25 protein-coding genes are annotated in these 24,491 nt (G+C 72.6%); 17 read left to right on the top strand and 8 right to left on the bottom strand.

Annotated elements, in window-relative coordinates; genetic code table 11:
• Positions 1–2 precede the first annotated feature (2 nt).
• Positions 3–1,169: a protein phosphatase 2C domain-containing protein gene (locus ABT360_RS19065; RefSeq protein ID WP_351817378.1), complete on the bottom strand. Its 1,167-nt coding sequence runs from the start codon at positions 1,167–1,169 to the stop codon at positions 3–5.
• A 199-nt stretch (positions 1,170–1,368) separates the two neighbouring features.
• Between ABT360_RS19065 and ABT360_RS19060 the strand changes: the two genes are divergently transcribed.
• Together ABT360_RS19060 and ABT360_RS19055 are read left to right on the top strand one after the other, a co-directional pair.
• On the top strand, positions 1,369–2,322 hold the full coding sequence (locus ABT360_RS19060) for a helix-turn-helix domain-containing protein (RefSeq protein ID WP_351817474.1): 954 nt from the start codon (positions 1,369–1,371) through the stop codon (positions 2,320–2,322).
• A 36-nt stretch (positions 2,323–2,358) separates the two neighbouring features.
• Positions 2,359–2,841, top strand: a complete 483-nt coding sequence (locus ABT360_RS19055) for a DUF456 domain-containing protein (RefSeq protein ID WP_351817375.1) — start codon at positions 2,359–2,361, stop codon at positions 2,839–2,841.
• On the opposite strand, the gene ABT360_RS19050 is transcribed toward ABT360_RS19055, so the two are convergent.
• From ABT360_RS19050 to ABT360_RS19030, 5 genes are all read right to left on the bottom strand, one after another.
• Positions 2,750–4,132: a bifunctional transcriptional activator/DNA repair enzyme AdaA gene (locus ABT360_RS19050; protein WP_444852273.1), complete on the bottom strand. Its 1,383-nt coding sequence runs from the start codon at positions 4,130–4,132 to the stop codon at positions 2,750–2,752. The two genes, ABT360_RS19055 and ABT360_RS19050, sit on opposite strands and share 92 nt — an antisense overlap.
• Before the next feature lie 264 nt (positions 4,133–4,396).
• On the bottom strand, positions 4,397–5,500 hold the full coding sequence (gene rsgA / locus ABT360_RS19045; RefSeq protein ID WP_351817372.1) for a ribosome small subunit-dependent GTPase A: 1,104 nt from the start codon (positions 5,498–5,500) through the stop codon (positions 4,397–4,399).
• A 213-nt stretch (positions 5,501–5,713) separates the two neighbouring features.
• Positions 5,714–6,241 (bottom strand): DM13 domain-containing protein, encoded by a 528-nt coding sequence (locus ABT360_RS19040; RefSeq protein ID WP_351817471.1) that lies wholly within the window; start codon positions 6,239–6,241, stop codon positions 5,714–5,716.
• A 122-nt stretch (positions 6,242–6,363) separates the two neighbouring features.
• On the bottom strand, positions 6,364–7,479 hold the full coding sequence (locus tag ABT360_RS19035) for a sensor histidine kinase (RefSeq protein ID WP_351817369.1): 1,116 nt from the start codon (positions 7,477–7,479) through the stop codon (positions 6,364–6,366).
• Positions 7,472–8,176, bottom strand: a complete 705-nt coding sequence (locus ABT360_RS19030; protein ID WP_351817366.1) for a response regulator transcription factor — start codon at positions 8,174–8,176, stop codon at positions 7,472–7,474. Before ABT360_RS19030 ends, ABT360_RS19035 begins: the two co-directional genes overlap by 8 nt.
• A gap of 120 nt (positions 8,177–8,296) precedes the next feature.
• On the opposite strand from ABT360_RS19030, the gene ABT360_RS19025 reads away from it, so the two are divergent.
• A complete protein-coding gene (locus ABT360_RS19025) occupies positions 8,297–8,737 on the top strand; it encodes a VOC family protein (protein WP_351817363.1) in 441 nt (146 codons plus the stop codon).
• Here ABT360_RS19025 and ABT360_RS19020 read toward each other — a convergent pair.
• The gene (locus ABT360_RS19020) at positions 8,647–9,405 is read right to left on the bottom strand and encodes a DUF6597 domain-containing transcriptional factor (protein ID WP_351817360.1); all 759 of its coding nucleotides are present in this window, start codon (positions 9,403–9,405) and stop codon (positions 8,647–8,649) included. The genes ABT360_RS19025 and ABT360_RS19020 overlap by 91 nt on opposite strands.
• 10 nt (positions 9,406–9,415) lie before the next feature.
• A complete protein-coding gene (locus ABT360_RS19015) occupies positions 9,416–10,648 on the bottom strand; it encodes a YihY/virulence factor BrkB family protein (RefSeq protein WP_351817357.1) in 1,233 nt (410 codons plus the stop codon).
• Between the two features lie 17 nt (positions 10,649–10,665).
• Between ABT360_RS19015 and ABT360_RS19010 the strand changes: the two genes are divergently transcribed.
• The 14 genes from ABT360_RS19010 to ABT360_RS18945 all read left to right on the top strand — a co-directional run bounded on the left by ABT360_RS19010 (position 10,666) and on the right by ABT360_RS18945 (position 24,287).
• Entirely contained in the window at positions 10,666–12,303 is a 1,638-nt protein-coding gene (locus ABT360_RS19010) for an acyl-CoA dehydrogenase family protein (protein WP_351817353.1), read from the top strand.
• A gap of 259 nt (positions 12,304–12,562) precedes the next feature.
• Positions 12,563–13,882, top strand: coding sequence for a helix-turn-helix domain-containing protein (locus tag ABT360_RS19005; RefSeq protein ID WP_351817350.1), 1,320 nt, complete (start codon positions 12,563–12,565; stop codon positions 13,880–13,882).
• Between the two features lie 37 nt (positions 13,883–13,919).
• Complete coding sequence (locus ABT360_RS19000; RefSeq protein WP_351817347.1) at positions 13,920–14,489, top strand: GNAT family N-acetyltransferase; 570 nt, start codon at positions 13,920–13,922, stop codon at positions 14,487–14,489.
• Positions 14,490–14,574: 85 nt separating this feature from the next.
• Positions 14,575–14,751: a putative leader peptide gene (locus ABT360_RS18995; RefSeq protein ID WP_351817344.1), complete on the top strand. Its 177-nt coding sequence runs from the start codon at positions 14,575–14,577 to the stop codon at positions 14,749–14,751.
• 125 nt (positions 14,752–14,876) lie between these two features.
• Positions 14,877–16,574: a nitrite/sulfite reductase gene (locus ABT360_RS18990; RefSeq protein ID WP_351817341.1), complete on the top strand. Its 1,698-nt coding sequence runs from the start codon at positions 14,877–14,879 to the stop codon at positions 16,572–16,574.
• Positions 16,575–16,662: 88 nt separating this feature from the next.
• Positions 16,663–16,842, top strand: coding sequence for a hypothetical protein (locus ABT360_RS18985; protein WP_351817339.1), 180 nt, complete (start codon positions 16,663–16,665; stop codon positions 16,840–16,842).
• Positions 16,839–17,540, top strand: coding sequence for a phosphoadenylyl-sulfate reductase (locus ABT360_RS18980; protein WP_351817336.1), 702 nt, complete (start codon positions 16,839–16,841; stop codon positions 17,538–17,540). The genes ABT360_RS18985 and ABT360_RS18980 overlap by 4 nt, the downstream gene beginning before the upstream one ends.
• Positions 17,540–18,097: an adenylyl-sulfate kinase gene (gene cysC, locus ABT360_RS18975; RefSeq protein WP_351817333.1), complete on the top strand. Its 558-nt coding sequence runs from the start codon at positions 17,540–17,542 to the stop codon at positions 18,095–18,097. The genes ABT360_RS18980 and cysC overlap by 1 nt, the downstream gene beginning before the upstream one ends.
• 91 nt (positions 18,098–18,188) lie before the next feature.
• Entirely contained in the window at positions 18,189–19,124 is a 936-nt protein-coding gene (cysD, locus tag ABT360_RS18970) for a sulfate adenylyltransferase subunit CysD (RefSeq protein ID WP_351817330.1), read from the top strand.
• 2 nt (positions 19,125–19,126) lie between these two features.
• The gene (locus ABT360_RS18965; protein ID WP_351817327.1) at positions 19,127–20,464 is read left to right on the top strand and encodes a sulfate adenylyltransferase subunit 1; all 1,338 of its coding nucleotides are present in this window, start codon (positions 19,127–19,129) and stop codon (positions 20,462–20,464) included.
• A 216-nt stretch (positions 20,465–20,680) separates the two neighbouring features.
• Positions 20,681–21,790 carry an aliphatic sulfonate ABC transporter substrate-binding protein gene (locus ABT360_RS18960; protein ID WP_351817324.1) on the top strand — a complete coding sequence of 370 codons (1,110 nt, stop codon included), beginning with the start codon at positions 20,681–20,683 and terminating at the stop codon, positions 21,788–21,790.
• A gap of 35 nt (positions 21,791–21,825) precedes the next feature.
• A complete protein-coding gene (locus ABT360_RS18955; RefSeq protein ID WP_351817321.1) occupies positions 21,826–22,617 on the top strand; it encodes an ABC transporter ATP-binding protein in 792 nt (263 codons plus the stop codon).
• Entirely contained in the window at positions 22,604–23,494 is an 891-nt protein-coding gene (locus ABT360_RS18950) for an ABC transporter permease (protein WP_351817319.1), read from the top strand. The genes ABT360_RS18955 and ABT360_RS18950 overlap by 14 nt, the downstream gene beginning before the upstream one ends.
• Before the next feature lie 7 nt (positions 23,495–23,501).
• Complete coding sequence (locus ABT360_RS18945; RefSeq protein WP_351817316.1) at positions 23,502–24,287, top strand: sirohydrochlorin chelatase; 786 nt, start codon at positions 23,502–23,504, stop codon at positions 24,285–24,287.
• The last annotated feature ends 204 nt before the right edge of the window (positions 24,288–24,491 follow it).

Below are 24,491 nucleotides of genomic sequence, written 5' to 3'. Positions count from 1 at the left end.
CGTTACGCCTCCCAGATCGCCGCGCCCGTACGGTCATCGGCGTACCCCTTCACCCTCAGCTGGGTGTCCGCCAGGAACTGCGCGAGGCCGGGCGGTTCGCCCGTACCCCAGCGCCGGGCGAGCTCCTCGGCGAGGGTGGGTTCGCCGCGCAGCGGCTCGGCCAGCCCCGGGCCGACCAGCAGCAGGGTGTCGCCGGGGCGGGCGACGGAGGCACGGAAGCGGAACGGTTCGACCGGTGGCGGGACGGGGTCCTCGGCGTACGGGGACGGGGGCGTCGTGATGCCGAGGTCCATGGTCAGCCGGTCGCCGTCCCGGGTCTCGGCGGGCGGGGAGCCGTAGCCGACGACGGGCTCGCCGGTCATGGCGGCCGCATCCGGAACCGGCGGTTCGATGTCCTGCCAGACACCGTCACGGAGGCGGAACAGCCCGCCCTCGCCGACGCCGAAGAACACCCGGGTGCGGCAGCCGGGGTCCGCGGTCAGCAGCAGGCAGCGCAGCCCGGCGGTGTACTCCCCGGGCGCCACGCCCAGGTCGGCGGCGCGGGCGCGGAGCCTGCCGTAGGAGCGGTCGGTGAGCCGGTGCAGCCCCGACTTGAGGTCGCCGCGGCGGCCGGCCCGGATGTCGTCGGCGAGCCGCGCGTGACTGCGGCCGACGGCTTCGCCGATCCAGTGGCAGGCGTCGGCGGCGGCGAGGTGCGCGCGCTCGGTGCCGCGCGCGCCGGTGGCGACGGCGACCAGCACGAGCGCGGCCTCGCCGGTGCCGAACCGGGCGGTGAGCAGCGCGTCGCGGCGCGGCTCGCCGCGGTAGCGGGCGGAGTCGCCCCGTACGGACGCGGCCCGCAGGGTGTACGTCCCGTACCGGGCGCCGTCCAGCACGGTGTCGGCGACGAGCTGGTCCAGTTCGTCCGCCCGGGCCGCCGGCAGGGCGGTCGGCTCGGGCTCGTAGGTGGGCGGACCGTCGCCGACGTACTCCACGCGGGGGCGCGGCAGGCGGAACGTGCGCGGGGCGCCCGGCGGGTCGTCCGCCGGGCCCTTCGGCTCCCAGGGGGCGCGGCCCCGGCCCGGCGGCCCGGCGGCGGTGCCGGACGCCGTGTCCGGTGCGGAGCGGTCGTACAGCTTGTCCCACCAGTCGTCCTCGCCGGTGGTGGGCGTATCCCCCTGTGGGCTCATGCCCTTAATTGTCGACCGCGCACGGCGTACGAAAACGGCCATCCGGGAAAAAGTGGCCCGCCGGGCGGCCCCACCCCCCACGGGAAGGACGCCCGGCGGAACCGGATCGGAGAGTAGCCGCTTTGGTCGAATCGTGAACCACCTGTCCACGGACTGGTCGGGGATGATGGGGCGCTGTGGCGACGAGGGGGTTTCAGGGGTGCTGGCGGCGATAGGACTGGACGAACGGCAGGAATCGGCGTACCGGGCGCTGGTCGCGGTGGGCGCGGCGGACATCGCGGATCTCGCGCACCGGCTGGACCTGCCGGAGCCGGAGACCGAACGGGCACTGCGGCGGCTGGAGTCGCACGGGCTGGCCGCCCGGTCGTCGGCGCGCAGCGGTCGGTGGGTGGCGGCACCGCCCGCGGTCGCGCTGGGCGCACTGCTGACGCGGCAGCGGCATCAGCTGGAGCAGGCGGAGCAGGCGGCGGCACGGCTGGCGGAGGAGTTCCGGGCGGAGGCGGCGGAGCCCGCCGCCCACGACCTGGTGGAGGTGGTGACCGGCGCGAGCGCGGTGGAGCACCGGTTGCGTCAGCTGGTGGCGGGTGCGGCGGAGGAGGTGTGCGCCCTGGTCACGGGCGGTCCGGTCGTCGGGGTGCCGGAGCGCGGGGTGGCGTACCGGGTGGTGGTGGAGCGTGAGGTGCTGTCGCTGCCGGGCGGGGTCGCCGGGGTGTCGTCGGCGCTCGGCCCGGACGTACGGGTCCGGGTGGCCGACCGGGTGCCGACGCGGCTGGTTCTCGTCGACCGGTCGCCGGCGATGGTGCCCCTGACGGGCCGGGGCACCGAGCCGGTGGCGCTGGTGGTGCACGCGAGCGGGCTGCTGGAGGCGTTGACGGCCCTGTTCGAAGCGGTGTGGCGGGACGCGCTGCCGCTGCGCCTGGGGGCGGGCGGCGAGGTCACCGAGGAGCAGCCGCCGGGTCCGGACGCGACCGACCTGGAGATCCTGTCGCTCCTGCTGGCCGGCCTGACGGACGCGAGCGTCGCCAAACAGCTCGACCTGGGCCTCCGAACGGTCCAGCGCCGGGTGAAAGGGCTGATGGAACTGGCGGGTGTCACGACGCGCCTCCAACTGGGCTGGTACGCGCACGAGCGCGGCTGGGTGACACGCGCCTGAACTGCGGGAGCGGGAAGGGTCCGGCACGCTGGCCACATGGGTGCGTGGCAGGTGCTCCTGGCCGGGCTGGTGATGCTGCTCGGGCTGTTCGGCGTGCTCGTACCGGGCGTGCCGGGCGCGTGGCTGGTGTGGGCCGCGGTGATGTGGTGGTCGCTCCAGGTGAAGACCGGTCTGGCCTGGTGGCTGCTCGTCGGCTCCACCACGCTGCTGCTGGTGACACAGGTCGTCGTCTGGCAGCTCCCGGCGCGTCGGCTGCGCGGCGTCGGGCTGACACGGCGGATGGTGGCGTACGCCGGTGTCGGCGCGCTGCTCGGGTTCATCCTGCTGCCGGTCGTGGGGGCCGTGCCCGGGTACATCGGCGGGATCTACCTGTGTGAGCGGCTCCGGCTCGGCGGGCACGGCCGGGCCATGACATCCACCCGGACGGTCATGCGGGCGATCGGGGCGAGCGTGCTGGTGGAGCTGTTCGCGTGTCTGCTGATCGTCGGCGCGTGGATGGGCGCGGTGTTCGCCGGCTGACGAGGCGCGTGGCGTACGAGCGCCAGGGGCGCCACTCCTCGCGGTCCGCGTCCGCGGAGAGCGCCACGTCCGGGTCCCCGAGCGCCCGCATCCGGATGAGCGCGGCGGCCTCGGCGGTGACCCCGGGCACCGCGCGCAGCGCCCGCTCGGCCTCGTCACGGTCGGCCCCCGTGTCGAGCCGCAGCTCCCCGCCCGCCAACGCCGCCGCGAGGTGCCCCGCCGTCGTGTGCCCGGTCAGCGCCCCCGGTTCGGGGAAAAGGTGCGTGAGTCCGCCGCACGGCACCTCCAGCACCGTTCCGTGCTCCTCGACCAGCCGCGCCGCCTCCGCCCGGCCCACGAGTGCCCGCACCGCGAACTCCTCGGGCTCCGCCGCGCCGGGCGACCGCGGTCCGAGCGCGGGGTCGATGCCGAGCCGCTCGGCCACCGCGTACGGGTCGGCGTCCAGGTCGAACAGGCGTCGTAGCCGCTGTACGGCGGTGGTGAGGTCCCGCAGATCGCCGAGGTGAATCCGCGCGTCCAGCCACGGTCCGTCCGACCGCTCGTCGACGGCCACGATTCCGTGCCCGTACGGCAGCCGCAGCGTGCGCCGGTACGTCCGGGCACCCACCACGCCCACGACCTCCTCGATCCGCGCGACGGCCTCACCCTCCAGCAGATCGAACACCTCGCGCCGCGCGTAGGGCCCGCGGTGGGCGAGCCGCAGCGGAATCCCCCCGCTCCCCTCCCCCGCCCTGCCCCGCGCCTCCGCGCGCAGCGCACTGGGCGTACGGGCGTAGATCTGCCGGATCGTGTCGTTGAACTGCCGCACGCTCGCGAACCCCGCCGCGAAGGCGATCTCCGTCACGGGCAGCCGGGTCGTCTGGAGCAGCACCCGCGCGGCGTGGGCGCGCTGCGCACGGGCCAGCGCGACGGGCCCGGCGCCGAGCTCGGCGTTGAGCTGCCGCTGCAATTGCCGCGCGCTGTACCCCAGCCGCCCGGCGAGCCCGGGGACGCCCTCCCGGTCCACCACGCCGTCGCCGATCATGCGCATCGCGCGGCCGACGACGTCGGCGCGTACGTTCCAGGCGGCGGACCCGGGCACGGCGTCCGGCCTGCACCGCCGGCAGGCCCGGAACCCGTGCCGCTGCGCCGCGGCGGCGGTCGGGAAGAACCTCACGTTGCGCCGTGCGGGCGTGACCGCGGGGCAACTGGGGCGGCAGTAGATGCCGGTCGTCTCGACGGCGAAGAAGAACTCCCCGTCGAAGCGCGCGTCACGGCTGCTGACGGCCTCGTACCTGCTGTCGTCGTCCACGGCACCAGTCTCCGCCGCCGCCCGGCTCACGCACTGGCGGTTTTCGGACACGGTGATCCGCCCCCGGCTTCCGCCGTCGCGCCCGGGCCACTTGGAGCCGGTACGCCCGGGGGCAACCGCCCCCACCGGGGGGAACCGCCCCGCAGAGGCAACCGCCCCGACTGGACGAGCCGCATCGGAACGGCAACCGCCCCACGGGGCAAGCCCCCCCCAGCCGGGGCAACCGCCCCGACCGGGGGGAGCCGGCCCGCGAGGTGGCGGGCGTCAGCGGTCGCGGCCGCCGCGTTTGGCTTCGAGGGCCGCGCGGCCGACCGCGGACTTGCGCTTCCAGTCCTTGAGGATCTCGGACCGCAGGCGGGCGTCGGTCTTGGCGACGATCCTCTGGTTCTCGCGCAGCAGCTTGCGGTAGCTGTCGAGCCGGCGCTCGGGCAGCGAGCCGTCCTCGATGGCGGCGAGGACCGCGCAGCCCGGCTCCGTCAGGTGCGCGCAGTCGTGGAAGCGGCACTCCTCCGCCAGTTCCTCGATCTCCGAGAAGACCTGGCCGACGCCGGACTCGGCGTCGTACAGGCCGACGCCCCGCAGGCCCGGTGTGTCGATCAGGACGCCCCCGCCCGGGAGGGCGAGGAGGTTGCGGGTGGTCGTGGTGTGGCGGCCCTTCCCGTCGACCTCCCGGGTGGCCTGGACGGCCATGACGTCCTCGCCGAGCAGGGCGTTGGCGAGGGTCGACTTGCCCGCGCCGGACGTGCCGAGCAGCACACTGGTGCCGCCCGCGACGACGGCGGCGAGGACGTCGACGCCCTCACCTCCGACGGCGCTCACCGGCAGCACCTGCACACCCGGCGCGGCCGTTTCGACGTCCTGCACCAGGTACGACAGACCGACCGGGTCGGGCACCACGTCCGCCTTCGTCAGAGCGACAAGCGGCTGCGCGCCCGATTCCCAGGCGAGGGCGAGGAACCGTTCGATCCGGCCGAGGTCCAGCTCGACGGAGAGCGGGACGGCGATGATCGCGTGGTCCACGTTGGCGGCGAGGATCTGCCCCTCGGACCGGGTGGAGGAGGTGGAGCGTACGAAGGCGGTGCGGCGCGGCAGATACGCCCGCACGTAACGGGGGTTGCCGTGGCTTTCGACGGCGGCCCAGTCACCGGTGCAGATGACCCGCAGGGGGTCGTGCGGGGTGACGAACGCGGTGTCCGCGCGGACGACGCCGCCCGCGGTGACGATGTCGCACTGGCCGCGGTCGACCCGTACGACACGCCCGGGAACCAGCCCTTGGCCGGCGTACGGGGCGAACTCGGTCTCCCAGTGGGCGTCCCAGCCGTACGGCGAGAGGGCGTGCGAGGAAGACGAAGCAGAAGCGAGGGACAAGGGGGAACCCTTCGAAGGGTGGCCCCGGGCGGCGCCCGCTGCGGGCGACGTGTCAGCCGGTGACCACGGAGGTGGAGTGAAGGAACGTCTGGATGTGGGCAGCGCCCGTCGCAGCGACAGCCATCGGTCACACCTCCCGGTCATGTACTCGCGGTTCTGCGGAACTCCCTCACCCTAACCAGCCGCCCCAACGGCACGCCAAGGGTTTTTCTCCTAGGCGGCCTCGAGCGTCGCGGCACCGAAGGAGACGTCGAAACGGTCGCACCAGATGCTGACGCTGGTGTACTTGCCCGGGTCGAACTCGTCGGGCAGCGCGTAGTTCTGGTCTCCCTTGTTGCCCTTGAGGTCGCCGAGGCTGAGGTGGGCGCCGTCGTCGAAGACGTGCCAGCCGGCCTTGCCCTCGCGCACGGGGGCGTCGGTGACCCACACCTTCAGGTCGGGGCCGTTGCTGGTGTCGAGGTTCTCGATCCGGAGGATCCGCGATCCGTCGGCCAGCTTCACCACGCGTACGGTGCCGGTGGTGCTGTGCTCGTGGCTGATCAGGGTGCCGGTGGCGAGCGTCTGTGGCCCGGCGGGCTTCGCCGGCGCGGAGGGCACCGCCGAGGGGTCGGCGGGCGCCGTGGACGGTGCCGTCGGCGGCACCGCCTCGCTCACCGTCCGGTCCGCCCACAGCTTCCACGGCTGGAACCAGTAGAGCCCGAAGCCCACCGCCGCCAGCACGAGAACCAGGGCGCCGATCATCACCTTGCCGGTCATCAGACGTCTTACGCGTGTCACGACTGCCTCCTGGGATTCCGCATGTCCTGGTCCCCATTCAACGCGGGAAAGGCCCAGTTGAGGCCGGTGATCCGATGACGAAAGTCTTACGTCCCGGTCGCCGCGGGCAGCGTCACCTCGAAGCGGCAGCCGCCCTGGACGTTGTGCACGCCCGTGTGGCCCTGGTGCGCCTCGACGATGCCGCGCACGATGGCGAGGCCCAGGCCCGCGCCTGCGGGCGGGGTGCGGGCGGCGGTGCCGCGCCAGCCGGTGTCGAACACCCGGGGAAGGTCGTCCTCCGGTATACCGCCGCAGCCGTCGGTGACGGACAGGACCACCTCGTCGGCGCGGCGCTCGGCCGCGACGGCGACCGTGCCGTCGGGCGGGGTCCGGCGGATGGCGTTGACGAGGAGGTTGGCCAGGACCCGGGTCATCTCCCGGCCGTCCACCTCGACGGGAACCGCGTCGACCCGCTCGCCGACGAGTTGGACGCCCAGCTCGCGGGCGAGCGGGTCGGCACCCGCCATGGCCTCGCCGACCAGGTCGTACACGGATATCCGGGACGGGGTGAGCGCCAGTGTGCCGGCGTGGATGCGGGACAGGTCGAAGAGGTCACCGACCATGGCGTTGAGCCGGTCCACCTCGGTGCGGATCTGCCGGAAGTAGCGCTGCGGGTCCGGCGCGACACCGTCCTCCAGGGCTTCGGACATGGCGCGCACTCCGGCCAGAGGGGTGCGCAGGTCGTGCGATATCCAGGTGACGAGGTCGCGCCGGGAAGCCTCCAAGGCCTGTTCACGCTCGCGCGACGCGGCCAGTCTGGCGCTGGTGGCGGCCAGTTCGCGGCTGAGGTCGGCCAGCTCCGCGGTCGCCGCGCCGTCGGGTGCGGCGAAGCTGCCACCCTCGCCGAACGTGCGGGCGGCGAGGGCCAGTTCCCGGCTGCGGGCGACGACCCAGCGGCCGAGTACCAGCGCGGTGACCAGTGAGACGACCGCGGCCATGGCGACGACGGTGGTGACGACGGAGAAGTCGTGCGGCTCGAGGAACATCGCTTTGCAGACGGTGAGGGTGCCCGCCAGCATCGCGGTCACCGTGACGGCCGCGACGACCGTCAGCGAGACCACGACCGACTTGTGGCGCAGCGCGCGCAGTACCAGGGCGCCGACGAGCCCGGCGGCGGACGCCCCCGCGAAGGCGTACCCCGCGATCAGCAGCAGGTCACGCACGGCTGCCTCCCTGGTCGGCATCGCGCGCCTCGAAGCGGTACCCGACTCCCCACACGGTCCGGATGAGCCGGGGGTCGGCCGGGTCGTCCTCGACCTTGCCGCGCAGCCGCCGCACATGGACGGTGACGGTCGACAGGTCGCCGAACTCCCAGCCCCACACCTCGCGCATCAGCGCCTCCCTGCTGTGCGCCTGGCCGGGGTGGCGCACCAGGTGGGCGAGCAGGTCGAACTCGCGCAGCGTCAGCGGCAGTTCCCTGCCGTCCTTGGTGGCCCGGCGCGCGGCGGGGTCCAGGGTGATGCCACCGGCGCTGACGGGGGCCTCGGCCGACGGGGCGGCAGCGCCGCGGCGCAGCACGGACTCGACGCGCAGCACCAGCTCGCGCGGACTGAACGGCTTGGTCACATAGTCGTCGGCGCCGACCTCCAGGCCCAGGATCCGGTCCTCCTCGTCACCGCGGGCCGTGAGCATGATGACCGGCACGGGCCCTTGGCCGCGCAGGGTGCGGCACACCTCCAGACCGTCCATGCCGGGCAGCATCAGGTCGAGCACGACGAGGTCCGGGCGGTGGTCGGCGGCGAGCCGCAGCGCCTCGGGGCCGTCGGCCGCCCGTGCCACGGCGAACCCGGCCCGCTCCAGGTAGCCCGTGACGACTTCGGAGACCGTGGGGTCGTCGTCCACGACGAGGATGTTCCGCATGTCGCCAGTGTCGCTCAGGGCACTGACATCGACCCATGACGATTCGATGACGTCCGGTGGCCTCCGCCGACGTCCGATTCGTACAAGACCGGGCCGCGCGCTCCCGCCTACCGTCCCCGTATGACCAGTGAACGGACTCCCGTACCCCGACTCGACGCGATCGGCGTCGTCGTCTCCGACATGGCCGCCTCGCTCGCCTTCTACCGCCGCCTCGGCCTGGACATCCCGGCCGGTGCCGACTCCTCCCCGCATGTCGAGGTCACCCTGCCCGGTGGCCTGCGGGTGCTGTGGGACACCGAGGAGGTGATCCGTTCCTTCGATCCCGACTGGACCCGCCCCCGGGGAGGGGACCGGCTCGGCCTCGCCTTCCGCTGCGCGAGCCCCGCCGAGGTCGACGCGACCTACGACGCCCTGGTCGCAGCCGGTCACCGGGGGCATCTGAAGCCCTGGGACGCGGTGTGGGGCCAGCGCTACGCGGTGGTGCTGGACCCGGACGGCTGCGGGGTGTCCCTCTTCGCCGACACCGACACCGACACCGACGCCGACACGGACGCGGCGTAGGCGCCCAGCGTGGTGCCGCCGAGGGCGCGCATCTCGCGTGCGAGGTGCGCCTGGTCGGTGCAGCCCGCCTCGGTGGCCGCGCGGGCGTACGGCACTCCGGATCGTACGAGCGCGAGGGCGCGTTGCAGGCGCAGCACCCGGGCCAGGGTCTTGGGCCCGTACCCGAAGGCGTCCAGCGACCGCCGGTGCAGCTGCCGGGCGCCGAGCCCGACGGCCCGGGCGGTGGCCGCGACCGTCCGCCCGGCGTTCAGCGCGTCGACGACCGCCCGCAGCAGGGGGTCGGGGCGCGGTGCGTCGGCGGCGCTGCGCAGCGCCAGCTCCTCCAGCGCGGCGGCCTGGTCGGCGGCTTCCCCCACCCGCTCGGCCAGCTGCCGCACCCGGTCGCCGGGCCACAGGACGGCGAGCTCCACGCGCTGGTCGCGCAGTTCGTGCGCGGGCACACCGAGCAGGGCGGGGGCGTCCCCGGGCGCGAAGCGGACGCCGGCGTACCGGGCGCCGGGGTCGTCGGGAACGTACGCCCGGGTGTCGGGCCCGGCGACGTACAGCCGTCCCTCGCTCCACAGCAGGTCCATGCAGCCGTCGGGCAGCACGGAGAAGGAGACCGCCGGCCCGCCGGTACGGGTCCAGACGACGGCGCCGTCGAGCCGCGAGGGCCGTTCCTCGTACACGCGTCCAAGGCTAGACGGAGCCGCCCTGATCCCGGTCCCGGTCCCGGTCCCGCTCCCGCGCCTTGTCCCGCTCCCGCTCCCGGTCCTTCTCCCGGCCCTTCTCCCGCTCCTTCTCGCGTTCGCGTTCCTTGTCCTTCGCCGTGTGGAGCCGGGACTTCACGTCGTCCGGCGGCAGGAACCGCGACCAGCGCTCCGGGAACTCCGACGGCATGTCGGGGTCGTCGTCGTCCAGGCCCTCGACAGCCGCCTTCGCGCGCGCGACCAGGGCGGCGGCCTCGGCCGTGCGGGCGCGTTCGTTCTCCGCGCGGGCCGCGGCCGTGGCGACCGACGGCCAGACGCGGTCGATCGCGGCGTTCACCGCCGCGCCGACCAGGACCGCGAAGGCGGAGATGCCGATCCAGAGCAGGACCGCGATGGGCGCGGCGAGCGAGCCGTAGATCGTCGGGCCCTCGACCGTACTGGTGAGGTAGATGCGCAGCAGGAAGCTGCCGAGCACCCACATGGCGAGGGCCACCAGCGCGCCGGGGACGTCCTCGATCCACGGGGACCGCACCGGGACGGACACGTGGTACAGGGTGGTGAGGAAGGCGATGGACAGCAGGATCATGACCGGCCAGTACAGGACGGAGACGACCTCGGTCCCCCAGGGCACGAGTTCCACCACCCGGTCCGGGCCGACCACCGCCAGCGGCAGGACGACCGCGCCGATGAGCAGGGCGACGATGTAGAGCAGGAAGGCGAGCAGCCGGGTCGCCACGATGCCGCGGTGGCCGTCCAGGCCGTACATCACGGTGATGGTGTCGATGAAGACGTTCACCGCCCGCGAGCCCGACCACAGCGCGATGGCGAAACCGATCGAGATGATGTCGGGGCGGCCGCCGTGGGTGACGTCCGCCAGCAGCGGCTTGGCGATGTCGTTGACGCCCCGCTCGGACAGGACCGTGCCGACCGCCCCGAGGATGTTGCGCTCGATGGAGGCGACGGTGGTGGTGTCGGTCCACTCGTCGATGTAGCCGAGGAGCCCGATGAGCCCGAGCATCAGGGGCGGCAGCGACAGGAGGGTGAAGAACGCCGCCTCGGCGGCGAGACCGAGGATCCGGTACTCGATGCACGAATTGACGGTGTCCTTCAGGAGCAGCCAGACCATCCTCCGCTTCGACACGTTGCGGTAGAGGGCCCGGGCCCGGTGGAGTCTGCCCTGGGACCGGTCAGGCCCCGGGGGTGTTTCATTTGCTGCCTGCACCTCCTTACCGTATCCGCATGGCGACCACCACCCACACAGTGACCAACCAGCCTCCGCCCCTGGTCGGGTACGACGTCTTCACCGCCGACCGGGCCCTGAACGAGGCCGTGGAACGTCACCTTCCGCTCGAACTCCTCGACGAGGCCCGCCAGGAGCTGTCGTCCCTCGGCACCACCGCCGGGTCCGCCCAGGCGCAGGAGTGGGGGTTCCTCGCCAACGAGAACCCGCCCAAGCTGCGCACCCACGACCGGTACGGCCACCGGATCGACCACGTCGACTTCCACCCCGCCTGGCACCGGCTGCTCGGTCACGCGGTGACGAACGGGCTCACCAACGCCTGGGGCCGGCCGGGCGGTCATGTGCGGCGCGCCGCCGGGTTCCTGGTGTGGACGCAGACCGAGGCCGGGCACGGCTGCCCGCTGTCGATGACCCATGCCGCCGTTCCGGCGCTGCGCACGGATCCCGCGCTCGCCGCCGTGTGGGAGCCGAAGCTGACCTCGCAGATCTACGAGGGCGAGGAGCTGCGGCCCGCCGTCGACAAGACCGGAGTGCTCTTCGGGATGGGTATGACGGAGAAGCAGGGAGGCAGTGACGTACGGGCGAACACGACGACCGCGACGCCTCTGGAGGCGGCGGGCGAGTACGTCCTGACGGGGCACAAGTGGTTCTGCTCGGCGCCGATGAGCGACGCCTTCCTGGTGCTGGCGCAGGCCCCGGACGGTTTGACGTGCTTCCTGGTGCCGCGCGTACTGGAGGACGGCGACCGGAACGTGTTCCGGATCCAGCGGCTGAAGGACAAGCTCGGCAACCGGTCGAACGCGTCGAGCGAGGTGGAGTTCGACGGGACGTGGGCGCGCCGGGTCGGCGAGGAGGGGCGCGGGGTGCGCACCATCATCGAGATGGTGGCGGCGACCCGGCTGGACTGCGTGGTCGGCTCGGCGGCGCTGATGCGGCAGGCGGTGGCGCAGGCGGTGCACCATGCCGCGTACCGCAGCGCGTTCGGCGGCGTACTGATCGAGAAGCCGCTGATGCGCAACGTACTGGCCGATATGGCGCTGGAGTCGGAGGCGGCGACGACGCTGGCGATGCGGCTCGCGGCCGCCTACGACACCGACTCCGAGGCCGAACGGGCGTTCCTGCGCCTGGCGGTGCCCGCGGCCAAGTACTGGGTGACCAAGCGGTGTACGCCGGTGACGGCGGAGGCGCTGGAGTGCCTGGGCGGCAACGGGTACGTGGAGGAGTCCGGGATGCCCCGGCTGCTGCGCGAGTCGCCGCTGAACTCCATCTGGGAGGGGTCGGGCAACGTCCAGGCGCTGGATGTGCTGCGGGCCATCCAGAGGGAGCCGCACGCGCTGAACGCCTTCCTGGAGGAGGTCGGCAAGGCGCGGGGCGCGGACCACCGGCTGGACGGGGCGATCAAGGACCTGCTGGCCGAGCTGGCGGACCTGGACGGTATCGAGGCGCGGGCGCGGCGGCTGGTGGAGCGGATGGCGCTGGTGCTCCAGGGGTCGCTGCTGGTGCGGTGGGCACCGTCGGCGGTGGCGGACGCGTTCTGCGCCTCACGGCTGGGCGGGGACTGGGGGGCGGCGTTCGGGACGCTGCCGCACACCCTGGACCTGGCGGCGCTGGTGGAGCGGGCGCGGGCGGTCGTCTGACGGCCCGTCCCCGGGCGGGCGCGCTGGTGGGCGCGGGCCGTGTGTCCGATCGGCCCGCGCCCGGAGAGCGGCTGGGATGGTGCTGCGCCGACACGGCACCATCCCGTCGCCGTACCACTTTCGTACGGGACCACGGCTGTTCGCGAGAGTTGCAAAGGGTTGCAGCGTGGTGGGCGATATCGGAGCGCGTCGCCGCCGGGCAGGGGAGGATGGGGTGACACGTACCAGCCACCAGGTGGGGCGGCAGCGGGGAGGACCGGTGCGTCAGGCCACAGTCGACATGACACGGCTCGCCGCGATGGACACGCGCGAGGCGGCGTTGCTGCTCAAGGGCGTGCGGGAGGCGGCGCTGAAGGGCGGGCGGTCGCCGCTGGCGCCCCGCGCCGACATACGTGAGTCGTGGCAGCGGATGCTGCGCAAGGGGGTGGATCCGGACAAGGACCACCGTGCGGGGCTGCTGCCTCCGGGGGAGATCGAGCGCCGGCGCGCCGCCTCGCCGCTGGCGGCGCTGCTGCCGGTGCTGCGCGAGGGGCTGGTGTCCTGCTCGGCCGGGTCCGACGCGGTGCAGCACATCATGGTCGTGGCGGACGCCGAGGGCCGGGTGCTGTGGCGCGAGGGCAGTGCGGCCGTCCTGCGGAAGGCGGACGGGCACGGGTTCGAGCCGGGTGCCGACTGGACGGAGACGACCGTCGGTACGAACGGGGTGGGCACCGCGCTGGTGACCCGCCGCCCGGTGCAGGTCCACTCGGCGGAGCATTTCGTCTCGACGCACCACTCATGGACGTGCGCGGGCGCTCCGATCACCGATCCGAGGGACGGGAAGCTGCTCGGCGCGGTGGATGTGAGCGGGCCGCTGGCGACGATGCACCCGGCGACGCTGATGCTGGTGAGTTCGGTCGCCAGGCTGGCGGAGGCGGAGCTGCGCAACCGGCACTTCGCCGATCTGGCGCGGCTGCGCGCCGTGGCCGCGCCGATTCTGTGCCGGGTGGGCGGCAAGGCGCTGGCGGTGGACGCGCACGGCTGGCTGGCCGGTGTGACGGGGATGCCGCCGGTGGACCGGCTGTCGCTGCCGGCGTCGTTCCGGGCGGGCCGGGTGTGGCTGCCGTCGCTGGGCATGTGCGCGGTGGAGCCGCTGCCGGGCGGGTGGCTGCTCCGGCTGGTGGACGAGGAGGCGCGGGCGGCGGGCGCGTCGAGCCGGCTGGTGCTCGACGTGAGCCGGCCGCGCCGCTGCTCGCTGGAGGTGTCGGGGGCGGCGGGCAGCTGGACGCAGGAGCTGAGCCCGCGCCACACGGAGCTGCTGTACGTGCTGGCCCTGCACCCGGACGGCCGCACGGCGGCGGAACTGGCGTACGACGTGTTCGGCGACCGGACGCGTACGGTGACGGTCCGGGCGGAGATGTCCCGGATACGCCGTACCCTGGCGGGCGTGCTGGAGCACCGGCCGTACCGCTTCCGCGAGGAGGTCGAGGTGGAGGTGGTCCACCCGGAGGACCCGGCCGGTCTGCTCCCCCACTCCACGGCCCCGGCGGTACGCGCCTCCCGGGGCGGGGCGGGCGCGGTGGGCGCGGACGGGACCTGATCGCCCCGCCGGCCGGGCGCATGGTTCGCTTGGGCGTATGAGCATCACCGTGACCACCTGGTCCCTCGAACAGACCTCCCCCGGCGATCTGCGGCCCGCCGCCGAGCCCGCCGGGGATGTCCGGATCGTACGGGCCGAGGTACCCTCGCCCGAGTTCAGCCGGTTCCTCTATACGGCGGTGGGCGGGGACCTCCGCTGGACGGACCGGCTGGGGCTGACGTACGCGCAGTGGCAGGAGATCGTCGAGCGGCCCGGGGCGGAGATCTGGGTGGCGTACGAGAAGGGGACGCCGGCCGGGTACGTGGAGCTGGACCCGCAGGACGACGGGGTCGTGGAGATCGTGTACTTCGGGCTGATACCCGCGTTCCGCGGGCGGCGGATCGGTGGGCACCTGCTGTCCTACGGTGTGGCGCGCGCCTGGGACCTGGCCGAACGCTGGCCGGGGCGGCCCGAGACGAAGCGGGTGTGGCTGCACACCTGCTCCCTGGACGGGGAGCACGCGATGGACAATTATCTGCGCCGTGGCTTCAGGCTCTTCAGCACCGAGGTGACCGAGGAGCCGGAGGCGGCCGCCCCCGGACCGTGGCCGGGCGCGGCCGCCCACTGAGGCTCCTTGCTTCCCGCCCCGGCCCTGTCGCCGTCCCGGCGGCGGGGCCGCCCCGCGGCCCCAGGGCGCCGCTCGTGCTCGCGTGATGCAGACCACATATGTCCATGATGCGGGACACCTATGTCCATATCGCGGACGAACCTGGACTGGGTCCAAAGTCCCATGGCACGCTTCCGTCATGTCTCGAGCTGGAATTGCCTTGGTGAGTCGGCGGCACGTCGACCTCGGCCGCATGTCCAGCGCCATCTGTCCGGTGAGCTGATCAGACCAGCACCGCCGCGATCCCCGAACTTCTGAACCCCCAGCGCACCGCCGCGCCACCTCCTGCTCAGCGCGCGAGTGTGCAGGTCAGAGCCGCCCTCCTGCAGTCCCGAAGGACGTATCGTCATGGCCGCCACCCCTGAAAAGCCCGCCTCCGCCACCGCCCGTCGCAAGACCGGGCGTCACCGTGGCGAAGGCCAGTGGGCTGTGGGCCACTTCACGCCCCTCAACGGCAACGAGCAGTTCAAGAAGGACGACGACGGTCTCAACGTACGGACACGTATTGAGACGATCTACTCCAAGGCCGGCTTCGACTCGATCGACCCCAACGACCTGCGGGGCCGGATGCGCTGGTGGGGCCTCTACACCCAGCGCAAGCCCGGGATCGACGGCGGCAAGACGGCGATCCTGGAGCCGGAGGAGCTGGACGACGAGTACTTCATGCTGCGCGTCCGCATCGACGGCGGCCGCCTGACCACCGAGCAGCTCCGGGTCATCGGGGAGATCTCGCAGGAGTTCGCGCGCGGGACCGCCGACATCACGGACCGGCAGAACGTCCAGTACCACTGGATCCGCATCGAGGACGTGCCCGAGATCTGGAACCGCCTCGAAGCGGTGGGCCTGTCCACGACCGAGGCGTGCGGTGACACCCCGCGCGTCATCCTCGGCTCCCCGGTGGCCGGGATCGCCGAGGACGAGATCATCGACGGCACGCCCGCCATCGACGAGATCCAGCGCCGGATCGTGGGCAACAAGGACTTCTCCAACCTGCCCCGCAAGTTCAAGTCGGCGATCTCCGGCTCCCCGCTGCTCGACGTGGCGCACGAGATCAACGACATCGCGTTCGTCGGCGTGAACCACCCCGAGCACGGCCCCGGCTTCGACGTGTGGGTCGGCGGCGGGCTCTCCACCAACCCCAAGATCGGTGTGCGGCTCGGCGCGTGGGTGCCGCTCGACGAGGTCCCGGACGTGTACGAGGGCGTCATCTCGATCTTCCGCGACTACGGCTACCGCCGGCTGCGCAACCGCGCCCGCCTGAAGTTCCTGGTCGCCGACTGGGGTGCGGAGAAGTTCCGCCAGGTACTGGAGGACGAGTACCTGAAGCGCAAGCTGGTCGACGGCCCGGCGCCCGAGCAGCCCGTACAGCAGTGGCGCGACCACGTGGGCGTGCACCGGCAGAAGGACGGCCGCTTCTACGTCGGCTTCGCGCCGCGCGTCGGCCGCGTCGACGGTGCCACGCTCACCAAGATCGCCGAGGTGGCCCAGGCCCACGGCTCCGGCCGGCTGCGGACCACCGCCGAGCAGAAGATGCTCGTCCTCGACGTCGAGGAGGCACAGGTCGAGTCGCTGGTGGCGGGGCTGGAGGCGCTGGACCTCCAGGTCAAGCCGTCGCCGTTCCGGCGCGGCACGATGGCCTGCACCGGCATCGAGTTCTGCAAGCTGGCGATCGTCGAGACCAAGGCGCGCGGCGCGTCGCTGATCGACGAGCTGGAGCGCCGCATCCCGGACTTCGACGAGCCGATCACCATCAACATCAACGGCTGCCCCAACGCCTGCGCGCGTATCCAGGTGGCGGACATCGGTCTCAAGGGCCAGCTGGTCCTCGACGACGAGGGCAACCAGGTCGAGGGCTACCAGGTCCACCTGGGCGGCGCCCTCGGCCTGGAGGCGGGCTTCGGCCGCAAGGTGCGCGGCCTGAAGGTCACCTCCGCCGAGCTGCCGGACTACATCGAGCGGGTCCTCACGCGCTTCCAGGAGGAGCGCGAGGACGGCGAGCGCTTCGCCACCTGGGCGGCGCGTGCGTCGGAGGAGGCCCTTTCGTGAGCGACGCACGCGCGGCCGCCGGGCCGCAGATGACGACGATGGCCGCACCTCTGCGCCGCGCGGGCGGAGAAGCGAACAAGGGGGCGCTGTGAGCGAGCGTGCGGCACCGTTCCACTGCCCCTACTGCGGCGACGAGGACCTGCGTCCCAGCGAGCAGGGGCACGGCGCCTGGGAATGCGCGGCATGCAATCGAGCCTTCCAGTTGAAGTTCCTCGGGTTGCTGGCCCGGGGACTTCAGCGCAACGACTCTGGAGGGGAAGCGATATGACGGCGGTTCAGAGCAAGGAACAGCTCAAGGCGCTCGCCGAGCAGGCGGGCCGGGACCTCGAGGAGGCCTCGCCCCTGGAGATCCTGAAGTGGGCGGCCGACACCTTCGGCCCGCGCTTCTGCGTCACTTCCTCGATGGAGGACGCGGTCGTCGCCCACCTCGCCTCCCGGGTCATGCCCGGCGTGGACGTCGTCTTCCTCGACACCGGCTACCACTTCCCCGAGACCATCGGGACCCGTGACGCGGTCGACGCGGTGATGGACGTCAACGTCATCACACTGACTCCGCGCCGGACGGTGGCCGAGCAGGACGCCGAGTACGGCCCGAAGCTGCACGACCGCAACCCGGACCTGTGCTGCGCGCTGCGCAAGGTCAAGCCCCTCGAAGAGGGTCTGACCGCGTACGACGCGTGGGCGACCGGGCTGCGCCGCGACGAGTCCCCGACCCGGGCGAACACCCCGGTCGTCGGCTGGGACGAGAAGCGCCGGAAGGTCAAGATCTCGCCGATCGCCCGCTGGACGCAGGACGACGTGGACGCGTACGTCGCCGAGCACGGCGTTCTCACCAACCCGCTGCTGATGGACGGGTACGCCTCCGTCGGCTGCGCGCCCTGCACGCGCCGCGTGCTGGAGGGCGAGGACGCACGGGCCGGCCGCTGGGCGGGCCGGGCGAAGACCGAGTGCGGGCTGCACGGCTGATGACGACTGTGGGAGAAGAGAACGTGACTGGGGCCACCATCTGGCTCACCGGGCTGCCGAGCGCCGGCAAGACCACGATCGCCTACGAACTGGCGGACCGGCTGCGCGCCGAGGGCCGCCGGGTCGAGGTGCTCGACGGCGACGAGATCCGCGAGTTCCTCTCGGCGGGCCTCGGGTTCAGCCGCGAGGACCGGCACACCAACGTGCAGCGGATCGGCTTCGTCGCCGAGCTGCTGGCGTCCAACGGCGTGCACGTCCTGGTGCCGGTGATCGCCCCGTACGCGGACAGCCGCGAGGCCGTGCGCAAGCGCCACCAGCAGGAAGGCACTCCGTACGTCGAGGTGCACGTCGCCACTCCGGTGGAGGTGTGCTCCGTACGGGATGTGAAGGGGCTGTACGCCAAGCAGGCCGCGGGCGAGATCAGCGGGCTGACCGGCGTGGACGACCCGTACGAGGAGCCGGAGACCCCGGACCTGCGGATCGAGTCCCAGAACCAGACCGTGCAGGAGTCCGCCGCGGCGGTCCACGCCCTGCTCACCGAGAGGGGACTTCTGTGAGCGACGCGTGCGCGGCCGCCGGTCCGCAGACAACAACGATGCCCGCACCTCTGCGCCGCGCAGGCGGAGAAGCTCACGAAGGGGATGCAGCATGACGACCACCGTCACCGACATCCACGACACCGACAGCCCGTTCGCGCTGTCGCACCTGGACTCCCTGGAGTCCGAGGCGGTGCACATCTTCCGCGAGGTGGCGGGTGAGTTCGAGCGGCCGGTGATCCTGTTCTCCGGCGGCAAGGACTCCATCGTGATGCTGCACCTGGCGCTGAAGGCGTTCGCCCCCGCGCCGGTGCCGTTCACGCTGCTGCACGTCGACACCGGGCACAACTTCCCCGAGGTCATCGAGTACCGCGACCGTACGGTCGAGAAGCACGGGCTGCGGCTGCACGTGGCGTCCGTGCAGGACTACATCGACCGCGGTGTGCTCAAGGAGCGCCCGGACGGCACCCGCAACCCGTTGCAGACCGTGCCGCTGACCGAGGCCATCCAGCAGCACCGCTTCGACGCCGTGTTCGGCGGCGGGCGGCGCGACGAGGAGAAGGCCCGGGCGAAGGAGCGGGTGTTCTCGCTGCGGGACGAGTTCTCGCAGTGGGACCCGCGCCGCCAGCGCCCGGAGCTGTGGCAGCTGTACAACGGCCGCCACGCGCCCGGTGAGCACGTGCGTGTGTTCCCGCTGTCCAACTGGACCGAGCTGGACGTGTGGCAGTACATCGAGCGCGAGGGCATCGAGCTGCCGCAGATCTACTTCGCGCACGAGCGTGAGGTGTTCTCCCGCAACGGCATGTGGCTGACGGCCGGCGAGTGGGGCGGCCCGAAGGACACCGAGCCGGTGGAGAAGCGGCTGATCCGCTACCGCACGGTCGGCGACATGTCCTGCACCGGTGCCGTCGACTCCGAGGCCACCACGCTCCAGGCCGTGATCGCCGAGATCGCCGCGTCCCGGCTCACCGAGCGGGGCGCCACCCGCGCCGACGACAAGCTGTCCGAGGCCGCGATGGAAGACCGCAAGCGCGAAGGGTACTTCTAGACATGAGCACCACGAGCGAGCAGCTCGCCGACCCGTCGGCCACCACCCTGCTGCGTTTCGCGACCGCCGGATCCGTCGACGACGGCAAGTCCACGCTGGTGGGCCGGCTGCTGCACGACTCCAAGTCGGTCCTGACCGACCAGCTGGAGGCCGTGGAGGCCGCATCCCTGAGCCGTGGCCAGGACGCCCCGGACCTCGCGCTGCTGACGGACGGCCTGCGGGCCGAGCGGGAGCAGGGCATCACCATCGATGTCGCCTACCGCTACTTCGCCACGCCGCGGCGGCGGTTCATCCTGGCCGACACGCCGGGCCATGTGCAGTACACCCGCAACATGGTCACCGGCGCCTCCACCGCCGAGCTGGCCGTGGTGCTGGTCGACGCCCGCAACGGTGTCGTCGAGCAGACCCGCCGCCACGCCGCGGTCGCCGCGCTGCTGCGCGTCCCGCACGTGGTGCTGGCCGTGAACAAGATGGACCTCGTCGACTACGCGGAGCCGGTCTTCGCGGCGATCGCCGAGGAGTTCACCCGTTACGCCTCGGAGCTGGGCGTCCCGGAGATCACCGCGATCCCCATCTCGGCGCTGGCCGGTGACAACGTGGTGGAGCCGTCCGCGAACATGGACTGGTACGGCGGCCCGACGGTCCTGGAGCACCTGGAGACCGTTCCGGTCAGCCATGACCTGACCGCCTGCCACGCCCGCTTCCCGGTGCAGTACGTGATCCGTCCGCAGACCGCCGAGCACCCCGACTACCGGGGGTACGCGGGTCAGATCGCGGCCGGTGCCTTCCGCGTCGGCGAGCACGTCACCGTGCTGCCGTCCGGCCGTACCAGCACCATCACCGCGATCGACGCGCTCGGCGAGAGCGTCGACATCGCCTGGGCACCGCAGTCGGTGACGATCCGGCTGGCCGACGACATCGACATCTCGCGCGGCGACCTGATCGCCCCGGCCGGTGACGCCCCGGCGACCACGCAGGACGTCGTGGCGACGGTGTGCCACGTGGCGGACCAGCCTCTGGCGGTGGGTCAGCGGGTGCTGCTGAAGCACACCACCCGTACGGTCAAGGCGATCGTCAAGGACATCCCGTCCCGGCTGACGCTGGACGACCTGTCCCAGCACCCGGCGCCCGGGCAGCTCGTCGCCAACGACATCGGCCGCGTGGTGGTGCGCACCGCCGAGCCGCTGGCGCTCGACACGTACGCGGACTCCCGGCGCACCGGATCGTTCCTGCTCATCGACCCGGCCGACGGCACCACGCTGGCGGCGGGCATGGCGGGCGAGTCGTTCGCGTCGGCCAAGGCCCTCGCGGCGCAGGACGACGAGGGCTGGGACTTCTGATGGCGACCGACGCCTACGCGACCTTCGCGAAGGAGGGCGGCCGGGTCGGCAGCGGTGCCCTCGGCGCGGGGACCGGAGGTGTCGCGCGATGTGCCCGATGACACGCACACTCCCGCGCCGTACCGCCCGAAGAACCCCATCCGCCGACTCCCGGCCACCGCGTCCCTGACGATCCGAGGGACGTGGGAGCCGGGCCGACGAGAGGAACACCCTCCCGTGCCCACCACGTCCCGCACCACCGCCCTGCGCCGCGGTCTCGCCGCCGCCGCAGCCCTGCCGCTGCTCATCGGCGCTCTCGCCTCCTGCGGCTACGGCTCGCAGGCGCCCGAGGAGACCCAGGTGGCGGCCAAGGGCGAGAAGCTCTCGGCCGACCAGGTGCGGCTCGGGTACTTCCCGAACCTGACCCACGCCACGGCGCTGGTGGGTCACCAGGAGGGCATCTTCCAGAAGGAACTGGGCGGTACCCAGCTCCAGGTGTCCACCTTCAACGCCGGCCCGTCCGCGATCGAGGCGCTCAACGCCGACTCGATCGACATCGGCTTCATCGGCCCCTCCCCCGCGATCAACGGCTACACCAAGTCCAAGGGCAAGAACCTCCGCATCGTCGGCGGGGCCGCCTCGGGCGGGGTGAAGCTGGTCGTCGACCCGGACAAGATCAAGTCCGTGGCGGACGTCAAGGGCAAGCGGATCGCCACCCCGCAGCACGGCAACACGCAGGACGTCGCGTTCCTCAACTGGGCCTCGGAGCAGGGCTGGAAGGTCGACCCGCAGAGCGGCAAGGGCGACGTCTCCGTGGTGCGTACGGACAACAAGGTGGCCCCGGACGCCTACAAGTCCGGGTCCATCGACGGTGCGTGGGTGCCGGAGCCGACCGCGTCCAAGCTGGTCAGCGAGGGTGCGAAGGTGCTGCTGGACGAGTCGTCGCTGTGGCCGGACCAGAAGTTCGTGATCACCAACATCATCGTGTCGCAGAGGTTCCTCGAGGAGCACCCTGACGTGGTGGAGGCGGTGCTGCGCGGCTCGGTGAGGACCAACGCCTGGATCAACGCCAACCCGGACAAGGCGAAGGCGTCCGCCAACGCCAAGCTGAAGGCGCTCACCGGCAAGCCGCTGGCCGACAAGGTGATCGACCCGGCGTGGCCGTCCATCAGGTTCACCGACGACCCGCTCGCCGCCACCCTCAAGGCGCAGGCCGACCACGCGGTGAAGGCGGGGCTGCTGGAGAAGCCCGACCTGGACGGGATCTACGACCTGAAGCCGCTCAACAAGGTCCTCAAGGCCGAGGGCAGGCCCTCGGTCGCCGACGCCGGTCTCGGCGCCGAGTAACCATCCATCCGCATCGCTCTCAGGAGGTGACGACCATGGCCACCACGATCGCCAAGGCCGAGGACCGTGCGGCGGTGTCGACGCACGCCGCCCGTCTCGAGCACGTCTCGAAGTCCTTCGCCACCCCGGCCGGGCGGCAGCTCGTCCTGGACGACATCACGCTCGATGTCGCGCCGGGCGAGTTCGTCACCCTCCTGGGCGCGTCGGGCTGCGGCAAGTCGACGCTGCTCAACCTGGTCGCCGGGCTCGACCGGCCGTCCGCGGGGTCGATCGACACCCCGGGCGGCCGGCCCGCCCTGATGTTCCAGGAGCACGCGCTGTTCCCGTGGCTGACGGCCGGCAAGAACATCGAGCTGGCGCTGCGGCTGCGCGGGGTCGCCAAGAACGACCGGCGCGACGAGGCGGAGCGGCTGCTGGAGCTGGTGCGGCTGAAGGGCTCGTACGGCAAGCGGGTGCACGAGCTGTCCGGCGGTATGCGGCAGCGCGTGGCGCTGGCCCGCGCGCTCGCCCAGGACAGCGACCTGCTGCTGATGGACGAGCCGTTCGCGGCGCTGGACGCCATCACGCGGGACGTCCTGCACGACGAGCTGACCCGGATCTGGCGCGAGACGCGGCTGTCGGTCCTGTTCGTCACGCACAACGTGCGCGAGGCCGTGCGGCTGGCCGAGCGCGTGGTCCTGCTGTCGTCCCGGCCGGGGCGGATCGCCCGCCAGTGGGAGATCGACATCCCTCAGCCGCGCCGTATCGAGGACGCCGCGGTGGCGGAGCTGTCCGTCGAGATCACCGAAGAACTGCGTGGGGAGATCCGCCGTCATGGCCAGCACTGAAACGACGACCGCCCAGAAGGCGGACGACCTCGCCGGTCTGGAGGCGGGGCTCGACGCGCTCGACGCCGTGCAGGTGGCCCGGACCCCCGTGCGGGACGTCCTGCTCCAGAAGGTCCTGCCGCCGGTGGTGGCCGTCGCACTGGTGCTGGTGGTGTGGCAGCTGCTGGTGTGGGGGAAGGTCACCGACGAGTTCAAGCTGCCGGCGCCGTCCGCGGTGTGGGACAGCCTGGCCACCATGTGGCTCCAGGGCACGCTGTTCGACGTGCTGTGGACGAGCGTGTCCCGGGCCCTGCTCGGCTTCCTGATGGCGCTGGCCATCGGTACGCCGCTGGGCCTGCTGGTGGCGCGGGTGAAGTTCGTACGGGCGGCGATCGGGCCGATCCTCTCGGGCCTCCAGTCGCTGCCGTCGGTGGCCTGGGTGGCGCCCGCGGTGCTCTGGATCGGGCTCAACGACTCGATGATGTACGCGGTGATCCTGCTGGGCGCCGTCCCGTCGATCGCCAACGGCCTGGTGGCCGGTGTGGACCAGGTGCCGCCGCTGTTCCTGCGGGCCGGGCGGACGCTCGGCGCGACCGGCCTGCGGGGCGCGTGGCACATCGTGATGCCGGCCGCGCTGCCCGGCTACCTCGCCGGCCTGAAGCAGGGGTGGGCGTTCTCGTGGCGCTCGCTGATGGCCGCCGAGATCATCGCGTCGTCGCCGGAGCTCGGGCTGGGACTCGGCCAGTTGCTGGAGAACGGCCGCAACAACATCGACATGCCGGGCATCTTCCTGGCGATCATCCTGATCCTGGTCGTCGGCATCGCCATCGACCTGCTGATCTTCAGCCCGCTGGAGCGGGCGGTGCTGCGCCGCCGCGGTCTCCTCGTCAAGAGCTGAGCCCGACATGAACCGTCCCGCCCTCCCGTCGCCCACCACCACGCTTGCAAGGAAGCGCTTCGCGCCCGTCCTTCTTGTCATCGCCCACGGCAGCCGCGACCCGCGGCACGCGGCGACCGTGCACGCCCTGGTGCGGCGCGCGGGCCGCCTGCGCCCCGGCGTACGGGTGGAGACGGCGTTCCTGGACTTCAACGTGCCGTCGGTGGCGGGGGTGCTGGAGCGGCTGGCGTCCGAGGGCGTACGCGACGTGGTCGCCCTGCCGCTGCTGCTGACCCGCGCCTTCCACGCCAAGGCCGACATCCCGGCCGTGCTGCGGGAGGCGCCTTCGTCCCTGCGGATCCGGCAGGCACCCGTGCTGGGGCCCTCGCCGCTGCTGATCGCGGCGCTGGAGCGACGGCTGTACGAGGCGGGGCTCACGCCCGCCGACAAGCGCTCGACCGGGGTCGTCCTGGCCTCGGCGGGCTCCACCGACCCGGAGGCGATCGCAGTGATCGCTGAAATGGCGCGGGAGCTGCGGCACACCGGTTGGTGCGCCGTGCGACCTGCGTTCGCCTCCGCATCCCTTCCCCGGACCGAGGACGCGGTGCGCGCCCTCCGGGAGGACGGGGCACACCGGGTGGCGGTCGCCCCGTACGTCATCGCACCGGGCCGCCTGCCGGACCGCATCGCCGAGGGCGCCGCCGGTGCCGACGTACTCGCGGACGTGCTGGGCCCGTCACCGGAGCTGGCGCGGCTGCTGCTGGCACGGTACGACGAGGCACGCGCCGGGCAGCAGCAGGTGGCCGCCGCCTAGGGCCTCTCGTTCGGATCTTGCTGGGCTCGTGACGCCTGGACACCGCACCTCGCGGCGTTGTCGCCGGTCGCCAATACTCCGCAGTGGCTCCTCCCCCTGCCTTCGGCGGGGGGGGACCCCCACCTCCGCCTTGCGATGCGTCCCCTCGGCCCTGACGGGCCTGGGGAGACCCCATGCACCAGACGCCACTCCCTGATCCAGCCT

It is taken from the genome of Streptomyces sp. NPDC000229 (assembly GCF_040300825.1).
Lineage (GTDB): Bacteria > Actinomycetota > Actinomycetes > Streptomycetales > Streptomycetaceae > Streptomyces.
Note: the sequence above shows the minus strand (reverse complement) of the source record. Positions and strands in the feature narration are given on the sequence as shown.

Coding starts and splice junctions, on each gene's coding strand:
- ABT360_RS19065 (WP_351817378.1), bottom strand. CDS start 1,169: ATGAGCCCACAGGGGGATACGCCCACCACCGGCGAGGACGACTGGTGG.
- ABT360_RS19055 (WP_351817375.1), top strand. CDS start 2,359: ATGGGTGCGTGGCAGGTGCTCCTGGCCGGGCTGGTGATGCTGCTCGGG.
- ABT360_RS19040 (WP_351817471.1), bottom strand. CDS start 6,241: ATGATCGGCGCCCTGGTTCTCGTGCTGGCGGCGGTGGGCTTCGGGCTC.
- ABT360_RS19030 (WP_351817366.1), bottom strand. CDS start 8,176: ATGCGGAACATCCTCGTCGTGGACGACGACCCCACGGTCTCCGAAGTC.
- ABT360_RS19025 (WP_351817363.1), top strand. CDS start 8,297: ATGACCAGTGAACGGACTCCCGTACCCCGACTCGACGCGATCGGCGTC.
- ABT360_RS19010 (WP_351817353.1), top strand. CDS start 10,666: ATGGCGACCACCACCCACACAGTGACCAACCAGCCTCCGCCCCTGGTC.
- ABT360_RS19000 (WP_351817347.1), top strand. CDS start 13,920: ATGAGCATCACCGTGACCACCTGGTCCCTCGAACAGACCTCCCCCGGC.
- ABT360_RS18995 (WP_351817344.1), top strand. CDS start 14,575: ATGCAGACCACATATGTCCATGATGCGGGACACCTATGTCCATATCGC.
- ABT360_RS18990 (WP_351817341.1), top strand. CDS start 14,877: ATGGCCGCCACCCCTGAAAAGCCCGCCTCCGCCACCGCCCGTCGCAAG.
- ABT360_RS18980 (WP_351817336.1), top strand. CDS start 16,839: ATGACGGCGGTTCAGAGCAAGGAACAGCTCAAGGCGCTCGCCGAGCAG.
- cysC (WP_351817333.1), top strand. CDS start 17,540: ATGACGACTGTGGGAGAAGAGAACGTGACTGGGGCCACCATCTGGCTC.
- cysD (WP_351817330.1), top strand. CDS start 18,189: ATGACGACCACCGTCACCGACATCCACGACACCGACAGCCCGTTCGCG.
- ABT360_RS18965 (WP_351817327.1), top strand. CDS start 19,127: ATGAGCACCACGAGCGAGCAGCTCGCCGACCCGTCGGCCACCACCCTG.
- ABT360_RS18955 (WP_351817321.1), top strand. CDS start 21,826: ATGGCCACCACGATCGCCAAGGCCGAGGACCGTGCGGCGGTGTCGACG.
- ABT360_RS18950 (WP_351817319.1), top strand. CDS start 22,604: ATGGCCAGCACTGAAACGACGACCGCCCAGAAGGCGGACGACCTCGCC.
- ABT360_RS18945 (WP_351817316.1), top strand. CDS start 23,502: ATGAACCGTCCCGCCCTCCCGTCGCCCACCACCACGCTTGCAAGGAAG.